The sequence below is a fragment of the Streptococcus sp. SGI.013 genome (assembly GCF_050315295.1).
Taxonomy (GTDB): domain Bacteria; phylum Bacillota; class Bacilli; order Lactobacillales; family Streptococcaceae; genus Streptococcus; species Streptococcus porcorum.
The window spans coordinates 1-18,020 of sequence record NZ_JBNPOS010000001.1; the positions used below are offsets into that span (position 1 = coordinate 1).

Sequence of the window (18,020 nt, forward strand, 5' to 3'; positions counted from 1 at the left end):
ACTTAAAAAAATAGCAAAAAAAAACTTTTTTCGCATGGCTATCATACTCCCGTATCAGATGTGAGAGTATGATAGCCTGATGATACTCAGGCCTCCTTTTCTGACAAGGTATTGCTCCTAAAGACTTTAATCTCCTATTGCAATACTTCTATTTCTTATAGTGAAAAAGAGTTCAAAATGGTTGAACAGGATGTTCAGCCTTTTTATTTTAGGGGGGAGTTAGCTTGGGTTGTATTTTTATGCATTTTTTATTATAATAGATTCACACATTTTTAGAGGAGTTAGTAATTTAAATGGATTTTTCATTTTTGCCTAAGTATTGGGCTTATTTTAACTACGGCGTTGTCGTGACTATCTTGATTTCAGCCTTTGTGGTTTTCTTTGGAACTATCATTGGTGTCTTGGTGGCTCTTGCTAAACGTAGTAATATTAAAGTATTGGACTGGTTAGTGAGTTTTTATGTTTGGGTTTTTCGTGGCACACCGATGGTGGTTCAAATTATGATTTCTTTTGCTTGGATGAAATTTCATAATTTACCCACTATTCCGTTTGGTGTTTTAGATATGGATTTTTCTCGCTTATTACCTGGGATGATTATTTTATCACTCAATAGTGGAGCTTATATTTCAGAAACAGTTCGTGCGGGGATTGATGCTGTGCCCAAAGGACAGCTTGAAGCAGCTTATTCTTTGGGGATTCGCCCTAAAAATGCTATGCGCTATGTTATCTTGCCACAAGCTCTTAAAAATATCCTCCCAGCACTTGGTAATGAATTTGTGACAATTATTAAAGATAGTTCGCTTCTTCAAACCATTGGGGTCATGGAATTGTGGAACGGTGCTCAATCTGTTGTAACAGCAACCTATCTACCGATTGAACCGTTATTATTTGCAGCCTTCTACTATTTGATTGTAACGACTGTTATGTCTGCAATGATCAAGCGTTTTGAAAACCGTTTAGGGCAAGGAGAGAAAAAATAATGTCAGAAGCAATTATTAGCATCAAAGACCTTCATAAGTATTTTGGAAACAATGAAGTGTTAAAGGGAATTGACCTTGATATTTCAAAAGGGGAGGTTGTCGTCATCATCGGTCCGTCAGGATCTGGTAAATCTACTTTTCTGCGTACCATGAACCTTCTTGAAGTACCAACAAAAGGAACAGTAACCTTTGAAGGAGTTGATATCACTGACAAGTCAAATGATATCTTTAAGATGCGTGAAAAGATGGGGATGGTTTTTCAACAGTTTAACCTCTTTCCCAATATGACCGTTTTAGAAAATATCACTTTATCACCGATTAAAACAAAAGGCATTCCGAAAGAAGAGGCGGAGAAAAAGGCTTATGCCTTACTAGAAAAGGTAGGCTTAAAGGACAAAGCTGCTGCTTATCCAGCTAGCCTCTCAGGAGGACAACAGCAACGTATTGCGATTGCACGTGGCTTAGCGATGGATCCAGATGTTCTTTTATTTGATGAGCCAACCTCTGCTCTTGACCCTGAAATGGTAGGAGAGGTACTAAGTGTCATGCAAGATTTGGCTAAGTCAGGGATGACGATGGTAATTGTCACTCACGAGATGGGCTTTGCGCGTGAAGTGGCAGATCGTGTGATCTTTATGGATGGTGGTTATATTGTTGAAGATGGGACACCAAAAGAAATCTTTGATGCTACTAAGGAAGCACGAACTAAGGATTTCCTAAGTAAAGTACTATAAATCAATAATGATTCCAATATGAAAAATATGACAGATAAGGATGTTTATCTGTCTTTTTATGTGCTATAATGATGAAAAATTACTACAAAGGAAGGGTGAAAGATAGTTGTTATTAATAGATGCCAAAGTTGATGTGGATTATCAAGTTCAGCATATTGATTTAAACGAGGAAAGTTGCAGGCATTTGGCGACTATGGGTTTAAAGCAGGGGACTCACTTGAAATTAGTCGCCAAAACCAAATCAAATGCTATTGTCATGGTTAAAGGAGCTAGGCTTGCTTTTGATAATGCTATCTTGGAGCGAGTAAGTGTTGTGCTTTACGAGGGAGAAGGGCAGCTGATATCGTTAGCTGACTTACCTGTTGGTCACTTTGCCTATGTCAAAGAGATCAATACTGTTGGAGAAGCGAAACGACGGTTGATGGATATGGGATTGACCAAGCATACGAAGATCTGTCTTAGAAAGGTTGCCCCTTTAGGTGATCCGATTGAAATTAGTCTGCGAGGTTATGAATTAACGCTTCGTAAATCAGAAGCTCAGTTGATTACAGTGGTCGAGGAGGAATAAGAAAAATGGAAATCGCCTTGATTGGAAATCCGAACTGTGGGAAGACCTCTTTGTTTAACCTTATGACAGGAAATCGGCAGCGTGTGGGAAACTGGCCTGGTGTGACGGTTGAAAGAAAGTCTGGTACTTACAAATCCGATAAGTGCTTAGTCATCCAAGATTTACCAGGAATCTATTCGATGTCGCCTTACTCACCTGAGGAGTTGGTAGCTAGAGATTATCTGTTGAGCCATGAGGCAGACGCCATTTTAAATATTGTTGATAGTACAAACTTGGAGCGTAATCTTTATTTGACCACTCAGCTGTTGGAGGCTGGGCTACCTGTGACGATTGTGCTTAATATGAGTGATATTTTAAAAAGTCAAGGGAAAACTATCGATGAAGAAAAGCTGAGCTATCATATGGGTGTGCCTGTAGTGTCAACCAGTGCCACTAAAAACACAGGTATTGAGAAAGCAATCAAGTTGGCTAAAAAATCGGCTCAAGTTGACAGCTCTTTTGCCTATCCGACTTATGATAAAAGATTTGAGGTGGCTTTAGCTGAAATCATAGACGTTTTAGGAACAGCAGTTTTAGCAAGTGATGCACGATTTTATGCCATCAAGTTGTTTGAAGGAGATGAGCAAGTTTGGGAACAGCTTTCCTTGTCTGATTTTCAGAAAAAAGAAATCAAAGATATCATCAAGATCACCGAGGAAATCTATACTGAAGATGCGGAATCCATTTTAATCAATGAGCGCTATGCTTTCATTGAAAAGGTTGCTAAGATGGCACAGACCAAGGAAGATGATTTTGCCTTGACCTTGTCAGATAAGATTGATCAGATTGTGACCAATCGCTTTTTAGCCCTTCCGATTTTTGCTATGGTGATGTGGTTGGTCTACTATTTATCTATTCAAACGGTTGGGATTATGGGAACGGATTGGGCTAATGATGTTCTTTTTGGTGAGTGGGTTCCAAATGCTGTAGGCTCTGTTTTAGATAGTCTCAAGGTTGATGCTTGGATGCAGGGCTTGATCCTAGATGGGATTGTAGCGGGCTGTGGGGCAGTTCTTGGTTTTGTGCCTCAAATTTTTGTCCTCTTTCTATGTTTGGGTATTTTAGAAGATGTTGGTTATATGAGTCGTGTCGCCTTTGTGATGGATCGTATTTTTAGACGTTTTGGCATGTCGGGTAAGACCTTTATTCCCATGTTGATTGCGACAGGTTGTGGGGTTCCTGGTGTCATGGCTAGTCGGACCATTGAAAACGAACGAGATCGCAGAATTACCGTGATGACCACTACCTTTATGCCGTGTTCGGCTAAATTACCCATCATCGCCTTAGTAGCAGGTGCCTTTTTCCCTAAAAATCCTTGGATTGCCCCAAGTGCTTATTTTGTAGGAATTGGTGCCATTATCCTATCTGGTATTGCTCTTAAGAAAACACAGCTACTCGGTGGGATGGCCAGTCCGTTTATCATGGAGTTGCCAAGTTATCACCTTCCAAAAACACGTTCGGTTTTGCGTTATGCTTTTAATAAGGCTATGAGTTTTATTAAACGTGCCGGCTCTGTGATTTTTGTCATGAACATCTTGATTTGGTTCATGAGTACTTATAGCTTTACTTTAGAAGCTGTCGATACAGAAAATAGTATTTTGGCAAATATTGGGCGGTCTTTCTCTGTTTTATTTACTCCACTAGGTTTTGGTAACTGGCGTGCTACTGTCGCAACAGTAACAGGTTTGGTGGCTAAGGAAACCGTGGTTGCTACCTTTGGTATTCTTTATAATGTCAAGGATGCTTCAGAAAGCAGTCACGGCTTATGGTCTAATCTACAACTGGATTACACGGCCTTATCAGCTTATTCTTTCTTAGTCTTTAATCTCTTATGTGCGCCTTGTTTTGCGGCGGTAGGAGCGATTAAGAGAGAGATGAATAGTTTAGGATGGACTTGGTTGGCGATTGCTTTTCAGACGGGATTAGCTTATAGCGTGAGCTTGATTATTTATCAACTTGGTTTATTGCTAACAGGGCATGCTGTGACTATTTGGACAGGCTTAGCTGTGCTTCTTGTCTTGGTCTTTGCTTACTTGATTATGAGAAAGCCAAAGTCTGAGGAAGTTAGGGTAATCAGTTTAGAAAACCTTGTTGGTCAAAGTTCTTAGGAGGTTATGATGTCATTAGCAACCTTAATTATTTTAATTGTTTTAGTTATCTTGTCAGTCTGGATTATTAAAAGTACCCTACAAAAAAAAGGAGCTTGTAGCGACTGTGACTGCTCTTGTGCTATTAAAGATGAGATAAAAAAGAATAATACTGAAATCAATAAATCATGATAATCATCTAACTTATCAAAAAATTCTGAAAAAAGGTGGGTCAAGGCCTACCTTTTTTGTTATAATAGTCTCAATACAATGTTCAAGGAGAGATTATGGCTCAGATAATTGATGGAAAAGCATTAGCTCAAAAGATGCAGAAAAAGTTAGCAGAAAAGGTAGCTCGTTTAAAGGCGGAAAAAGGTGTCGTACCAGGGTTAGTGGTGATTTTAGTAGGGGAAAATCCAGCTAGCCAGGTCTATGTTCGTAATAAAGAGCGTTCTGCCTTGGCTGCTGGTTTTAAAAGTCAGGTTATTCGCTTGCCTGAATCAACTTCACAAGAGGAGTTGTTGGATTTGATTGCGATCTATAATGCGGATACTTCTTTTCATGGAATTTTGGTACAACTACCCTTGCCTGATCATATCAATGAAGAAGCTGTGTTATTAGCGATTGATCCTAATAAAGATGTAGATGGTTTTCATCCGATGAATATGGGTCGTTTATGGAGTGGACATCCTGTTATGGTACCTTGTACACCAGCTGGAATTATGGAGATGTTTAAAGACTATCATATTGATCTGGAAGGGAAGCATGCCGTGGTGATTGGGCGTAGTAATATCGTTGGAAAACCAATGGCTCAACTCTTACTTAATAAAAATGCAACGGTGACCCTCACGCATTCTAGAACGCATCATTTAGCAGAGGTCGCTAAAAAGGCTGATATCTTAGTTGTGGCAATTGGGCGTGGGCATTTTGTGACAAAGGATTTTGTTAAAGAGGGCGCGGTAGTGATTGATGTCGGCATGAACCGTGATGAAAATGGAAAGCTGATTGGGGATGTTAAGTATGATGAGGTAGCTGAACTTGCCAGTTACATCACCCCTGTACCAGGTGGTGTAGGCCCTATGACCATTACCATGCTGATGGAACAAACCTATGAGTCAGCCCTTAGAAGTGTGAACAGATGATAATAGAGGAAAGTTTAGCTAAAAAGGTTGTGGTAAAGCGTGAGCCAAATGCTTACAAATGGGCTTTTGGACGTGTTCTCTTAGTAGGTGGTCAAGCTCCTTTTGGTGGTGCTATTATTATATCAGCCCTAGCCTGTGTGAAAAGCGGAGCAGGCTTAGTGAGTGTGGCAACTGATAGGGAAAATCTGACTGCCCTTCACACTCACTTACCAGAAGCGATGGGATTTGATATGCGCGATCAAGATTTGTTGGCGCGTGAAGTGGATGCAGCAACTGTTATTTTGATTGGTCCAGGCTTAGCTGAAAATAGGCTATCTGAAACTATTTTTAACCAAGTCTTAGAAAGAGTTAGAGCAGATCAAGTCTTAGTGATGGATGCCTCAGCCCTAAATTTATTGGCCAAAAAAGAACGTTCCATCTTACCTCATTCATCGCTTGTATTAACACCTCATCAAAAAGAGTGGGAACGTTTGAGTGGCTTATCGCCTGATGCACAAGATGATTTCACCAATTTTAAAGCTTTGAAAGACTTTCCAGATCAGACAATTTTAGTACATAAACGCCATCAAACACGTGTCTATCAAGGAGATAAAGTGGGTCACATTACTGTTGGAGGTCCTTACCAAGCAACAGGTGGTATGGGAGATACTTTAGCAGGGATGATTGCAGGCTTTCTAGCCCAATTTAACCAAGATCTTTGGGAAAGTGTCGCTGCTGCAGTTTATCTTCACTCAGCCATTGCAGACCATCTTTCACAAGATGCTTACGTCGTCCTCCCAACGCAAATCAGCCAATACTTGCCAAAGGCCATGCGACAATTATTAGAATAATATTGATAAAAAATCCAGTCCTTTGTCTGGATTTTTTTATTGAGAACGCTGCTATACTACACTATAGCAGGTTAAGGTAGTCATTGACATTCCTACCTTAACCTTTTAAATCAAAGTCTTATCACAATATAAACTGACGTGTACTGATAAGGAAGATTAGTAACAAAAAGTGAAGTGGTAATGAGGATCACTTCTTTTTTTGTACTAATACAATTTAAAATTGTAATAGGTAGTATAGGAGATCTTATGGCAAAGTTTGATATTATTACAATCGAAGACAAGATTCAGCAGTTATTGGAAGGTGGTTATGACCAAGCTTCTTTTATCTATGAATTCTTGTCTTTTTATGATATTCCCAAGGCGACTATCACCCGTATCCGTAAAGAACAAAGTGGTGAAATCAAGAACAAGCTCTACTTCAAGACTGTTGCGGCTGATAAGTCAGTAGTGGCAGGTGTTGCTGAGATTGAAGAGGTGATTAAAGATAAGAAGTCACAACCCCGCTACATTATTGTGACCAATTTTGTGGACTTTGCGGCCAAGGATACCAAGACTTTCGATACCATACAGATTCCTTTTAAGGACTTGCCAACTTATGCTGATTTTTTCTTGGCTTGGAATGGTGTAGAGAAGGTAGATTATGCCAAGGAAAATCCTGCGGATATTAAGGCTGCGGAACGCTTCACACGTTTGTATGATGAATTAAAGAAAATCAATCACTTTGATGACCGTAGTCAAGAGGAAAAAGAGTTTAACCTGTTTTTGATTCGCTTGCTTTTTCTTTTATTTGCCGAAGATACAGAAATCATGAAAAAGGGTATCTTTACCAATGCCATCAAAACACGCTCGCGAGAAGATGGCAGTGATTTGAATGCTCTTTTCAATCAGATATTTGCTAGCTTAGATATTGCTAACCGTTTCAGCCAAGAAAGCTGGTTGCAAGAATTTCCTTATGTCAATGGAAAACTCTTTACTGATGCCGCGACCAATTTAGTATTTGATAAGAAAACGAGAAAGTTAATCTTGGAAGCTGGCGAGCTCCTCAACTGGACTGACATCAATCCTGATATTTTAGGGGCTATGATTCAGACGGTTGCTAGTAGTGAACACCGTTCAAGCTCTGGTATGCACTATACTTCAGTTGAAAATATCATGAAGGTTATCAAGCCGCTCTTCCTTGATGAACTGACGGCTAATTATCAGACTATCGTGGATAAAATCAATGAAAATGAAGACAAGGATGTTACTGAAAAAACGAGACGTGAAAATCGTAATACGTTCATTCGGGAACTTGAAAGCCTTTTGAATAGAATCTCTCATATCAAATTCCTTGATCCAGCTTGTGGTTCAGGAAACTTTCTTATCATCACTTATAAAGAAATCCGACGTTTAGAGATTAAAATACTAAAATCACTTCGTGAATTAAGTCAAAATGACTCATTTGCTCTTTTTTCTAACATCAGCCTCAATCAATTCTATGGCATCGAGCTAGATGACTTTGCTCATGAGGTGGCTCGTCTTTCCCTCTGGATAGCTGAGCACCAAATGAATGTGGAAACGGAAAAAGAAATCTCAATAAAACAAGCCTTCCTCCCTCTTCGCGATGCAGGAAATATCACCCAAGGAAATGCCCTGAGACTTGACTGGGATAGGGTTGTACCACACACTCCGACTGATGAAATCTACCTGATAGGAAATCCGCCTTATATTGGTAGTAGTTTACAATCCAAAGAACAGAAGGAAGATATAAAAGCTGTTAGCCTTGGGAATCGTAAGGCTTCAAAAATGGATTATGTAGCTGGTTGGTTTTATAAGGGAGTTTCTTTTATCAATACAGCAAATGCTAAATTAGCTTTTGTAACGACAAACTCTATTTTTCAAGGGGAACAGGTGGCAATCATTTGGCCAACATTGTTAGATAGAATGGAATTTGAGTTTGCGTATACCTCATTTAAATGGGGGAATAGTGCAGCCAATAATGCAGGTGTAACAGTGGCTATTGTAGGAATATCGAATCGAAGTAATGTAAATGAAGAACGTTATATTTATGATGAGAACTTAATTAGACAAACAGCAAAACACATTACTCCTTATTTGACTGAAGGTGACGATATTATTGTTTCTACAAGTAGCAAAGCGCTAAATGGTTTACCTAAGATGTCAAGAGGAAACGGTCCATATGATGGCGGTGGCCTGTTGTTCTCTATATCTGAGTATCAAGAATTTCTAAAAAACTATCCAGATTTGACTTCAATCTTTAAGAAATTTAAAAGTGGGGAAGAGTTTATTAAGGGAACATATAGATATGCTCTATGGCTGAATCAAGATGATTATTTTAAGTTGCAAAAAAATCCTATTATTTCCCAAAGATTAAACCATGTCAAAAATTTTAGATTATCAGCAAAATCTGAAGCAACAAATAAATTGGCTGAAATACCGTGGAGATTCGGTGAAATAAAGGACTTTTCTGAACAAGCTATTTTAATACCTAGAGTGTCTTCTGAAGCACGGAAGTATGTTCCAATGGATTTTATTAGCGGAGGGGATACAATAGTTTCTGATGCAGTAATCACTATCTACAACGCCCCTGTCTATCTTCTTGGTCTTCTCATGTCACGGCTTCACATGACTTGGTTGCGGGCTATCGGTGGAAAGTTAAAAACAGATTATCGTTATTCTGCTGGTCTGGTCTACAATACCTTCCCTGTACCAGAGTTATCCACTAAGCGAAAAAATCAAATCGAAGAACAAGTCTTTGAAATTCTCGACCTACGGGAAGAATTAGGTGGTACCTTGGCAGAACTATACCATCGTGATACCATGCCACAAGCTCTCAGAGAAGCCCATCAGGTACTAGATGGTATAGTTGAACGTGCCTACAAGGAAACACCATTTACCAGCGATGAAGAACGCCTTAGCCACCTTTTGAAACGCTATAAAGAAATAAAGGAGCAGTCATGAGCCAGCTTTTTGAAGTGACCTATGGTCAGAAGAAAACCAGCGTCAATACCAATGAACTGGGCATGCGCGAGATGCAGGCGCGTGTCTATGAAAAAAGAAATAGCCCTTACCTATTGGTCAAGGCACCACCAGCCTCAGGTAAGTCTAGGGCACTTATGTTTGTTGCCTTGGATAAGCTGAAACGCCAAGGTTTGAAAAAGGCTATCATAGCCGTGCCTGAAAAGTCCATTGGCAAGTCTTTCCGTTCGACCAAGCTTTCCGACTTTGGTTATTACTGGGATTGGATCGTCAAAGAGGAGAACAACCTAACAACATCAGGCACTGCCAAAAGCAAGGTAGAAAAGTTTATCAACTTTATCCAGTCTACTGATGAAACAGATGATGTCTTGATCGCAACCCATGCCACGCTCCGCTTCGCATCTGAACAACTGGATGCCAGAGATTTTGATGATTGCTTGCTCGCCATTGACGAGTTTCACCATGTATCTCAGGACGATAATTCTGTCTTGGGAACTGCCCTGCGGGAAGTCTTGCAAAAATCAACTGCCCATGTCTTTGCCATGACAGGTTCCTATTTCCGTGGAGATAGTGTGCCTATCTTGGACCCAGCGGATGAGGCACGTTTTGAGCGTGTGACCTATACCTACTATGAACAGTTGGAGGGCTATCAATACCTCAAGTCCTTTGTCATGAACTACAAGTTTTACCGTGGTCGCTACACGGATGCCTTTCCAGATTTATTGCCAGAGTTCATTGACAAGAAGACCATCATTCACATTCCAAATGTCAATTCTGGCGAGTCTTCAAAGGATAAGTATGGAGAAGTGGATGAGATTTTAGATTGTCTGGGGGATTACCTGCATAAAGATGAGCATGGGATTATTCATCTGCGTTCTAAGACAGGTAAAATCTTGAAGATTGCGGACTTGGTGACAGAAGATGGTCGTGACCTGGTCAGCGCTTATTTGGCGAAAATGGACCGTGAAGAAGAGCTAGATATGATTATAGCTCTAGGGATGGCTAAGGAAGGGTTTGACTGGCCGTTTGCGGAATACGCCCTGACCATCGGCTACCGTTCTTCGCTGACAGAGATTGTCCAGATTATCGGACGGGTTACACGGGACAGTTCAAACAAGACCAGAGCCCAATTTACTAATCTAATCGCAGAGCCTGATGCAGAAGACCAGGAAGTACAATTCTCCGTCAACAATATCATGAAGGCCATTACTGCCAGTCTGCTGATGGAGAATGTTCTCTCGCCGTCTTTCAAGTTTAAGCGAAAGGAGAATGATGGTCAGAAAGCCAATGGAGCCGAAATCTTTATCAAGGGTCTGGCCAAGCCATCAACGGAACGCACCCAAAAAATCATCGAACAAGATATTACAGACTTAAAGGCCTCTGTCTTGCAAGATGATGTGGTGCAGGCAGCTATTTCTGCAGGTGCAGAGAGCAAGGTCATCAATAAACAGTTGATTCCAAGGGTGATTGCGACCCGTTATCCAGACCTGACACAGACAGAGGTTGAAGAAGTTCGTCAGCATTTGGTAGCTGACTTGACCTTATCCAATGCTAAGAAAGATAGCGAGAACAAGAAGCTCTTAAAAATGGCGGATAAATTTATCAACATTGATGACTTGAGTATTGATTTGATTGATAGTGTCAATCCTTTCCAAAGTGCTTATGAGGTGCTATCAAGAGATGTGGACAGTCGAACTTTGAGCCTGATTGCACGGGTATTTGATGCTAAAAAAGTAGAATTTACTATTGATGAACTGCGCATGCTCTATCCTCAAATCAAGGCATTCCAAGCTGAGCATGGACGCTCACCAAGGCGAAATACTTCAGATTTAGAAGAAGAACGCCTTTATTTTGCCTTAGCTAAACTGGACGAACTCCGTCGTGAAAGGGATAATCAATGATAGAAAATTTTGCAACCTTAGATGATATTTTTGCTGATGAAGCTTTTGACAGTCTGGTAGAAGGGATTCGCGTTGTTAAAGTAGAAAAACTACACCCAGAGATTGAGAAATTTATGGAAATTATTCACTGGGTGAAGGAACATGGTCGAGAGCCACAAAGAAGCACTCAAATTAAGGAACGACAGTTATTCAGTCGCTTGAAGGCTATCCGTTCGGATGAGGACAGAAAGGCATTGGTTATTGCTTATGATGAGTTGGATTTGCTAGGAGTGGGACATGGTAGATGACTTAGATGATATTTTAAATGATGATGAGTTGTTTGAAAACTTTGAAACAGACAAGTCCTTATTTAGCACCAAACGTTATCAGGGAACTGTTAGGGCTTCGAGTAAGTCTAGTAGTCGCAAACGTGTTCAGACGGGATTTGAGGTCTATCGGAACTTATTTACCCAAGTTCATGCGGATGTTGCCAGCGGTAAACGACAGATAAAATCTATCGCAGAAACTAGCCAAGGAAACCGTATCAGCCAAAAAAATCCCATCAAACAGGGGAATTTTTATGTTGATAATGGTATCATGCTGTATGTTGCCAAAATTTATGATCCTAAGACAGGTGTGGAAGTCAACCAGTCAACAGATCGTAAGTATAAGGTCCATACGGTTTATGAAAATGGTACGGAGAACCATGTTTGGCTCTTGAGTTTGATTTCTTCTCTGTACGATAAAAAGCGTTCGGGGAGATTGGTGACAGAACCCTTGGACACCATCTCTATACTAGGTGAGGAAGCTTCTAAATATCAGACCACTGGCTACATTTATGTTGTTAGATATGCAGGAAACGATAGTAGATTTACAAAATTGGATAACCTATATAAGATTGGAGTGGCGACAGACATCAAAAAAAGGCTCTCCAATAGCCAAAACGAAGCGACCTATCTGTTTGCTCCAGTTCATCTAGTAGCCAGTTACGACATTCAAAATGTTTCTGCCAATAAGCTAGAAAAATACCTACATGATGCTTTTAGTGATAAGCGGGTTCAATTAGAGACGATCTCTCCAACAGGTAAAACAATTTCAGTAAATGAATGGTTTGTGGTAGATTTAGATGAGATTGAACGGCAAATAAATAAAGTATTAACGTTAATTAGATTGTAAATTATCACAAGAAGTTAGTATCACACTAACTTTTTCAAGAGTCATGTCGAAAAATAATTGATAACAAAACATAACCCCATTGAAGTGCTAGAAGTCGCACCTCAAAAGTTAGAATTTTTCTGTCTAACTTTTGGGGTGTGTTTTATGTTGTTTCGCTCTTTTTATTTTCTTAGAGTGATTGCTGTTTTTCCTGTCTTTTGTCCCACCATTTTTAAGGGAAAAATGCTATAATGGGAGTAATTATGCATAAATGAAGGAGGGAGCATGTCGGATTATTTATCAGTGTCGAGTTTGACCAAGTATTTAAAATTAAAATTTGACCGCGACCCTTATTTAGAGCGGGTTTATTTGACAGGGCAGGTTTCTAACTTTAGAAAGCGTCCCAAGCATCAATATTTTTCGCTCAAAGATGAAAAGGCTGTCATACAGGCAACCATGTGGGCAGGAGCTTTTAAAAATCTGGGCTTTGAATTAGAAGAAGGGATGAAGATTAATGTGATTGGTCGGATTCAACTTTATGAGCCTAGTGGAGCTTATTCCATTGTGATTGAAAAGGCAGAGCCAGATGGGATTGGTGCCTTAGCCATTCAGTTTGAGCAACTCAAAAAAAAGCTGACGGAAGCAGGTTATTTTGACTCTCGTCATAAGCAAGCTCTTCCTCGTTTTGTAAAAAAAATAGGAGTTATCACAAGTCCTAGTGGTGCGGTGATTCGTGATATTATCACAACGGTTTCAAGGCGTTTTCCAGGAGTTGATATTCTCTTGTTTCCTACCAAGGTTCAAGGAGATGGAGCTAGTCAAGAGATTGTAGAGAATATTCGTTTAGCTAATCAACGAAAAGATTTAGATCTTCTGATTGTAGGGAGAGGAGGAGGTTCTATTGAAGATCTCTGGGCATTTAATGAAGAAAGTGTGGTTGAAGCCATCTTTGAATCCCACCTTCCAATTATCTCTAGTGTAGGGCATGAAACGGATACGACCTTGGCAGACTTTGTTGCTGATCAAAGAGCTGCAACACCAACAGCTGCAGCGGAATTGGCTACTCCAATCACTAAAAGTGATGTTCTTGCGAGCCTTCAAGATCGTCAAAATCGTCTCTACCAAGCAAGTAGGCAGTTGATCATCAGACGTCAAGAGCGGCTAGATAAGTTGCTGTCATCGGTGATATTTAGGCAGCCCGAACGGCTCTATGATGGGCATTTACAAAAGTTAGATCGCCTTAGTCAACGTTTAGAGCAATTGACAAGAGAGCGACTGACACAAAAGAGACAGGCAGAGCAACTCGTGCTTCAACGTCTCAAGTCATTTGATTTAAAAGGACAAGTCGGTTATTTAAAAGAGAGAGTAAGGCAACAAGAGCGCCTACTTCTTAGTCATATGTCTAATCACTATGACAATAAATTAGCGCGTTTTGAAAAAGCACAAGATGCCTTGTTATCACTTGATACGACGCGAATTGTGGCAAGAGGTTATGCCATTGTTCGACAAGAAGATACGATTTTGGCAAGTGTTCAAACACTTACTAAAGGAGACCAGATTAGTATTCAGCTAAGAGATGGTCAAATAGATGCAGAGGTAAAAAATGTCAGAAAGTAAAAAAACATTTGAGGAAAATTTACAAGAATTGGAAATGATTGTCAGCAAGTTAGAAACTGGCGATGTGGCTCTTGAAGAAGCGATTACAGAATTTCAAAAAGGAATGCTCTTGTCTAAGGATCTCCAAAAGACCTTACAAGATGCTGAAAAGACCTTAGTCAAAGTGATGAAAGCTGATGGAACAGAAGAGGAAATGGACTAAGTGGTGGATAAAATCAAGAGCATTGACCAAGCAATGAGGTCTTATTATCAAGAGGCCTTGATTTCAAGTGATTTGGTAGAAAGTATTTTATATTCTATTGAGGCAGGCGGTAAGCGTATCCGCCCCTTAATTTTTTTAGATCTTTTAGAAGGATTTGGCGTGGCTTTGACAAGGGCGCATTTTCAAGTAGCTGCTGCACTTGAGATGATTCACACAGGAAGCCTTATTCATGACGATCTTCCAGCTATGGATGATGACGATTACCGTCGTGGGCGTTTAACCAACCATAAAAAATTTGATGAAGCCACTGCTATTTTAGCAGGAGATAGCCTTTTTTTAGATCCATTTGGTCTTTTGGCAAAGGCTGAGCTAAAAGCAGAAGTCGCACTAGCTTTGGTGCGAGAGTTGTCAGAGGCTTCAGGCAGTCATGGGATGGTTGCAGGACAGATGTTAGACATCAGGGGAGAAGAAAAAAGACTACCATTAGAGGAGCTGCAAAAAATCCATGCTCATAAAACAGGAAAGCTTTTGGCCTATCCTTTTGTCGCAGCAGGGCTTCTTGCAGAAGTTGATGGCCATAGTCTAGATCTTTTACGTCAAGCAGGAGAATTAGTTGGTCTAGCATTTCAGGTGAGAGATGATATTTTAGATGTTACTGCTGATTTTGACGAACTTGGTAAGACCCCCAAAAAAGATCTTCTGTCAGAAAAATCAACTTATCCTAGTCTGTTAGGCTTAGACGCCTCAAGAGCTATTTTAAATCAGTCTTTAGACGATGTGTTAGCCATTTTTAAAGAATTAGAAGCTAAACAAGGCTTTAATAAAGATGAAATTACGAAGATAATAGAGAGGTTACGACTACATGGCTAAGGAAAGAGTGGATGTTCTAGCTTATAAACAAGGTTTATTTGATACTAGAGAACAGGCTAAACGTGGTGTTATGGCAGGTCTTGTCGTAGCGGTAGTAAATGGTGAGCGTTTTGATAAGCCTGGTGAGAAGATTGATGATGCAACAGAGTTAAAGTTAAAAGGGGAAAAACTCAAGTATGTTAGTCGCGGAGGCCTGAAACTTGAAAAAGCTTTATCGAGCTTTGGGATTCTATTGACCGATCAAATCACTCTTGACATCGGTGCTTCAACAGGAGGCTTTACTGATGTGATGTTGCAAAATGGTGCTAGATTAGTTTATGCAGTTGATGTTGGGACTAATCAATTGGCTTGGAAACTGCGTCAAGATGAGCGTGTCGTTAGCATGGAACAATACAATTTTCGCCATGCTAAGCCAGAAGATTTTGATCAAGGGCAACCAAGTTTTGCTTCTATTGATGTTAGTTTTATTTCTCTTCGTCTGATTTTACCCGCCTTATATCAGATACTGGCTCAAGACGGTCAAGTAGTGGCTCTCATTAAGCCACAGTTTGAAGCTGGTCGGGAGCAGATTGGAAAAAATGGGATTATCAAAGATCCTAAAGTACATGCCATGGTGTTAGAAAATGTGATTGACTTTGCCCAAGAGTTTGGTTTTTCAATCTTGGGATTAGATTTTTCTCCTATCCAAGGTGGGCATGGGAATACAGAATTTCTTTTACACCTCAAAAAAGGAAATCAGGTGGAAAATGCAGTTTTAGACCGTGTTAACCTAGTTTTAGAAGCAGCACAAAAGGAGTTTAAGTCAGATGAAAAAGAGTGAGCGTTTAGATCTGATTAGAAAAATTGTGACAGAAAATGCCATCGAAACACAAAATGATCTTGTTTCCCTTTTAAAAGAAGAAGGGTTAACGGCGACACAAGCCACAATTTCACGAGATATTAATGAAATTGGTATTGTTAAGATACCGACGGATCACGGCAAATATATTTACGGTCTTTCTAAAGAAAAACCTAAAAAAGTGGCCCCAACGATCAATGTCATTAATGGCAGTTTAAGAGCCATCTCAGAAGAGACGCCTGGACTTCTCAATTTTATCAATATTGATCTTGTCCCAGGAAACACCCGCTTGATAAAACGGGTGCTTTTGGAGCAGTTTGGATCAGATGTCTTTTCTTGTATTGCTGATGACGATAGTATTTTGTTGGTTGCTAAAAGTCAATTAGCTGCAAAGCGTATTCGAGAAAGTTTAGAAATGTGGATGGAGAAGGGCTAAATGTTACTTGAAATTTCCATAAAGAATTTTGCCATTATTGAAGAGATAGCTCTTAGTTTTGATAACGGGATGACCATTTTAACAGGGGAGACAGGAGCAGGAAAATCTATCATCATTGACGCTATGAATATGATGCTAGGAAGTAGAGCAAATATGGAAGTTGTCCGTCATGGTGCGAAAAAAGCTGAAATTGAGGGATTTTTTTCCATTACTAGACAACCTCAGTTAGTGGCCATTTTAGAGGAAAATGGCATCGAAGTGGGTGATGAGCTGATTATTCGACGCGAGATTTTTCAAAATGGGCGCTCGGTCAGCCGTGTCAATGGACAAATGGTGAATTTATCTGTTTTAAAAAGTATTGGTTATTTTTTAGTTGATATCCATGGGCAACATGACCAAGAAGAGCTGATGAAACCACAATACCACATCCATATGTTAGATGCCTTTGGTGACGAACATTTTTGGAGCGAGAAAAAGGCCTACCAGGAGATTTTTGATAGGTATCGACAGTTACGACAAAAAGTTCTCCAAAAGCAAAAAAATGAGCAGGAGCACAAGGCAAGAATTGAAATGTTAGAATTTCAAATAGCGGAACTAGAAACAGCTGCCTTAGTTTCTGGAGAGGATGAAAAATTACAGCATCAGCGTGATAAACTCCTTAATCATAAACAGATTGCAGACACCCTTACTAATGCCCATGCTATGTTGGATAATGAAGATTTTTCAAGTCTCGCCAATATTCGCTCAGCCATGAATGATATGCAGAGTTTGGAAGAGTTTGATCTGGAATATAAGGAAATGTCTGACAGTTTATCTGAGAGTTATTATATCTTAGAAGATGTCACAAAGCGTCTGGGAGATATTTTAGATGGCTTAGATTTTGATGCAGGTCTTCTTTCTCAGATTGAATCTCGACTAGATGTGATCAATAGTATTACACGAAAATATGGTGGGACAGTGGATGATGTTTTAGAGTATTTTGAGAATATCTCTAAAGAATATCAGCTATTAACAGGAAGTGAAAATGGTTCTGATGATCTGGAAGGGCAACTCAAAAAATTGGAGAAGGAGCTTGTTGTTGCAGCTAATCATCTTAAAGAAGCCCGACAAACCCTAGCTTATCAGCTGGAGCAGGATATTAAGCATGAGCTAAATGATCTTTATATGGAAAAAGCAAACTTCAAGGTACAATTTTCAAAAGGAAAATTTAACCGCGAGGGAAATGAACAGATAGAGTTCTATATTTCAACGAACCCAGGTGAAGGCTTCAAACCCTTAGTCAAAGTGGCATCAGGTGGTGAACTCTCTCGTTTAATGCTAGCGCTGAAAACTGTTTTTTCACGTCGTGAGGATAAAACAAGTATTGTATTTGACGAGGTGGATACAGGTGTTTCTGGCCGTGTTGCTCAAGCTATTGCACAAAAAATCCATCGTATTGGAAGTAATGGTCAAGTTTTAGCCATTTCACATTCTCCACAAGTGATTGCGATTGCAGACTATCAGTTTTTTATTGAGAAAAAAAGTGATGAAATCTCAACCGTATCGACAGTTCGTTTATTAAGTCATGAGGAGCGCGTTGAAGAAATTGCTAAAATGTTAGCTGGCCAGAATCTAACAGAAGCAGCTCGTATTCAAGCAAGAGAGCTCTTAAAGAAAGGTTAAT

General features: G+C 39.8%; 17 protein-coding genes. All 17 read left to right on the plus strand.

Annotated elements, in window-relative coordinates:
- The first annotated feature begins 293 nt into the window (after positions 1-293).
- Complete coding sequence (locus ACQRDX_RS00005) at positions 294-980, plus strand: amino acid ABC transporter permease (RefSeq protein ID WP_354367455.1); 687 nt, start codon at positions 294-296, stop codon at positions 978-980.
- On the plus strand, positions 980-1,714 hold the full coding sequence (locus tag ACQRDX_RS00010) for an amino acid ABC transporter ATP-binding protein (RefSeq protein WP_427893457.1): 735 nt from the start codon (positions 980-982) through the stop codon (positions 1,712-1,714). The genes ACQRDX_RS00005 and ACQRDX_RS00010 overlap by 1 nt, the downstream gene beginning before the upstream one ends.
- A gap of 106 nt (positions 1,715-1,820) precedes the next feature.
- Positions 1,821-2,282 (plus strand): FeoA family protein, encoded by a 462-nt coding sequence (locus ACQRDX_RS00015; RefSeq protein WP_354367451.1) that lies wholly within the window; start codon positions 1,821-1,823, stop codon positions 2,280-2,282.
- Positions 2,283-2,287: 5 nt separating this feature from the next.
- On the plus strand, positions 2,288-4,429 hold the full coding sequence (gene feoB, locus ACQRDX_RS00020; protein WP_427893460.1) for a ferrous iron transport protein B: 2,142 nt from the start codon (positions 2,288-2,290) through the stop codon (positions 4,427-4,429).
- Positions 4,430-4,438: 9 nt separating this feature from the next.
- Positions 4,439-4,600, plus strand: coding sequence for a FeoB-associated Cys-rich membrane protein (locus ACQRDX_RS00025; RefSeq protein ID WP_427893462.1), 162 nt, complete (start codon positions 4,439-4,441; stop codon positions 4,598-4,600).
- 95 nt (positions 4,601-4,695) lie between these two features.
- On the plus strand, positions 4,696-5,550 hold the full coding sequence (locus ACQRDX_RS00030; protein WP_427893464.1) for a bifunctional methylenetetrahydrofolate dehydrogenase/methenyltetrahydrofolate cyclohydrolase: 855 nt from the start codon (positions 4,696-4,698) through the stop codon (positions 5,548-5,550).
- On the plus strand, positions 5,547-6,380 hold the full coding sequence (locus ACQRDX_RS00035) for an NAD(P)H-hydrate dehydratase (protein WP_427893466.1): 834 nt from the start codon (positions 5,547-5,549) through the stop codon (positions 6,378-6,380). Before ACQRDX_RS00030 ends, ACQRDX_RS00035 begins: the two co-directional genes overlap by 4 nt.
- 246 nt (positions 6,381-6,626) lie before the next feature.
- On the plus strand, positions 6,627-9,341 hold the full coding sequence (locus tag ACQRDX_RS00040) for a DNA methyltransferase (protein WP_427893468.1): 2,715 nt from the start codon (positions 6,627-6,629) through the stop codon (positions 9,339-9,341).
- On the plus strand, positions 9,338-11,260 hold the full coding sequence (locus ACQRDX_RS00045; protein WP_427893470.1) for a DEAD/DEAH box helicase: 1,923 nt from the start codon (positions 9,338-9,340) through the stop codon (positions 11,258-11,260). The genes ACQRDX_RS00040 and ACQRDX_RS00045 overlap by 4 nt, the downstream gene beginning before the upstream one ends.
- On the plus strand, positions 11,257-11,547 hold the full coding sequence (locus ACQRDX_RS00050) for a hypothetical protein (protein WP_222381393.1): 291 nt from the start codon (positions 11,257-11,259) through the stop codon (positions 11,545-11,547). The genes ACQRDX_RS00045 and ACQRDX_RS00050 overlap by 4 nt, the downstream gene beginning before the upstream one ends.
- Positions 11,537-12,415 (plus strand): GIY-YIG nuclease family protein, encoded by an 879-nt coding sequence (locus ACQRDX_RS00055; protein ID WP_427893472.1) that lies wholly within the window; start codon positions 11,537-11,539, stop codon positions 12,413-12,415. Before ACQRDX_RS00050 ends, ACQRDX_RS00055 begins: the two co-directional genes overlap by 11 nt.
- A gap of 264 nt (positions 12,416-12,679) precedes the next feature.
- Entirely contained in the window at positions 12,680-14,011 is a 1,332-nt protein-coding gene (gene xseA, locus ACQRDX_RS00060) for an exodeoxyribonuclease VII large subunit (RefSeq protein WP_427893474.1), read from the plus strand.
- On the plus strand, positions 13,998-14,213 hold the full coding sequence (locus ACQRDX_RS00065) for an exodeoxyribonuclease VII small subunit (protein ID WP_354367435.1): 216 nt from the start codon (positions 13,998-14,000) through the stop codon (positions 14,211-14,213). Before xseA ends, ACQRDX_RS00065 begins: the two co-directional genes overlap by 14 nt.
- Positions 14,214-15,083 carry a polyprenyl synthetase family protein gene (locus tag ACQRDX_RS00070; protein ID WP_427893476.1) on the plus strand — a complete coding sequence of 290 codons (870 nt, stop codon included), beginning with the start codon at positions 14,214-14,216 and terminating at the stop codon, positions 15,081-15,083.
- On the plus strand, positions 15,076-15,903 hold the full coding sequence (locus ACQRDX_RS00075; RefSeq protein ID WP_427893478.1) for a TlyA family RNA methyltransferase: 828 nt from the start codon (positions 15,076-15,078) through the stop codon (positions 15,901-15,903). Before ACQRDX_RS00070 ends, ACQRDX_RS00075 begins: the two co-directional genes overlap by 8 nt.
- Positions 15,890-16,357 carry an arginine repressor gene (locus ACQRDX_RS00080; RefSeq protein ID WP_427893480.1) on the plus strand — a complete coding sequence of 156 codons (468 nt, stop codon included), beginning with the start codon at positions 15,890-15,892 and terminating at the stop codon, positions 16,355-16,357. Before ACQRDX_RS00075 ends, ACQRDX_RS00080 begins: the two co-directional genes overlap by 14 nt.
- The gene (gene recN / locus ACQRDX_RS00085; protein ID WP_427893482.1) at positions 16,358-18,019 is read left to right on the plus strand and encodes a DNA repair protein RecN; all 1,662 of its coding nucleotides are present in this window, start codon (positions 16,358-16,360) and stop codon (positions 18,017-18,019) included.
- Position 18,020: the final 1 nt, after the last annotated feature.

What these genes read in the sequence shown, in the direction of transcription:
- ACQRDX_RS00005 (WP_354367455.1), top strand. Translation starts at nt 294, where the DNA reads ATGGATTTTTCATTTTTGCCTAAGTATTGGGCTTATTTTAACTACGGC.
- ACQRDX_RS00010 (WP_427893457.1), top strand. Translation starts at nt 980, where the DNA reads ATGTCAGAAGCAATTATTAGCATCAAAGACCTTCATAAGTATTTTGGA.
- feoB (WP_427893460.1), top strand. Translation starts at nt 2,288, where the DNA reads ATGGAAATCGCCTTGATTGGAAATCCGAACTGTGGGAAGACCTCTTTG.
- ACQRDX_RS00025 (WP_427893462.1), top strand. Translation starts at nt 4,439, where the DNA reads ATGTCATTAGCAACCTTAATTATTTTAATTGTTTTAGTTATCTTGTCA.
- ACQRDX_RS00030 (WP_427893464.1), top strand. Translation starts at nt 4,696, where the DNA reads ATGGCTCAGATAATTGATGGAAAAGCATTAGCTCAAAAGATGCAGAAA.
- ACQRDX_RS00035 (WP_427893466.1), top strand. Translation starts at nt 5,547, where the DNA reads ATGATAATAGAGGAAAGTTTAGCTAAAAAGGTTGTGGTAAAGCGTGAG.
- ACQRDX_RS00040 (WP_427893468.1), top strand. Translation starts at nt 6,627, where the DNA reads ATGGCAAAGTTTGATATTATTACAATCGAAGACAAGATTCAGCAGTTA.
- ACQRDX_RS00045 (WP_427893470.1), top strand. Translation starts at nt 9,338, where the DNA reads ATGAGCCAGCTTTTTGAAGTGACCTATGGTCAGAAGAAAACCAGCGTC.
- ACQRDX_RS00050 (WP_222381393.1), top strand. Translation starts at nt 11,257, where the DNA reads ATGATAGAAAATTTTGCAACCTTAGATGATATTTTTGCTGATGAAGCT.
- ACQRDX_RS00055 (WP_427893472.1), top strand. Translation starts at nt 11,537, where the DNA reads ATGGTAGATGACTTAGATGATATTTTAAATGATGATGAGTTGTTTGAA.
- xseA (WP_427893474.1), top strand. Translation starts at nt 12,680, where the DNA reads ATGTCGGATTATTTATCAGTGTCGAGTTTGACCAAGTATTTAAAATTA.
- ACQRDX_RS00065 (WP_354367435.1), top strand. Translation starts at nt 13,998, where the DNA reads ATGTCAGAAAGTAAAAAAACATTTGAGGAAAATTTACAAGAATTGGAA.
- ACQRDX_RS00075 (WP_427893478.1), top strand. Translation starts at nt 15,076, where the DNA reads ATGGCTAAGGAAAGAGTGGATGTTCTAGCTTATAAACAAGGTTTATTT.
- ACQRDX_RS00080 (WP_427893480.1), top strand. Translation starts at nt 15,890, where the DNA reads ATGAAAAAGAGTGAGCGTTTAGATCTGATTAGAAAAATTGTGACAGAA.
- recN (WP_427893482.1), top strand. Translation starts at nt 16,358, where the DNA reads ATGTTACTTGAAATTTCCATAAAGAATTTTGCCATTATTGAAGAGATA.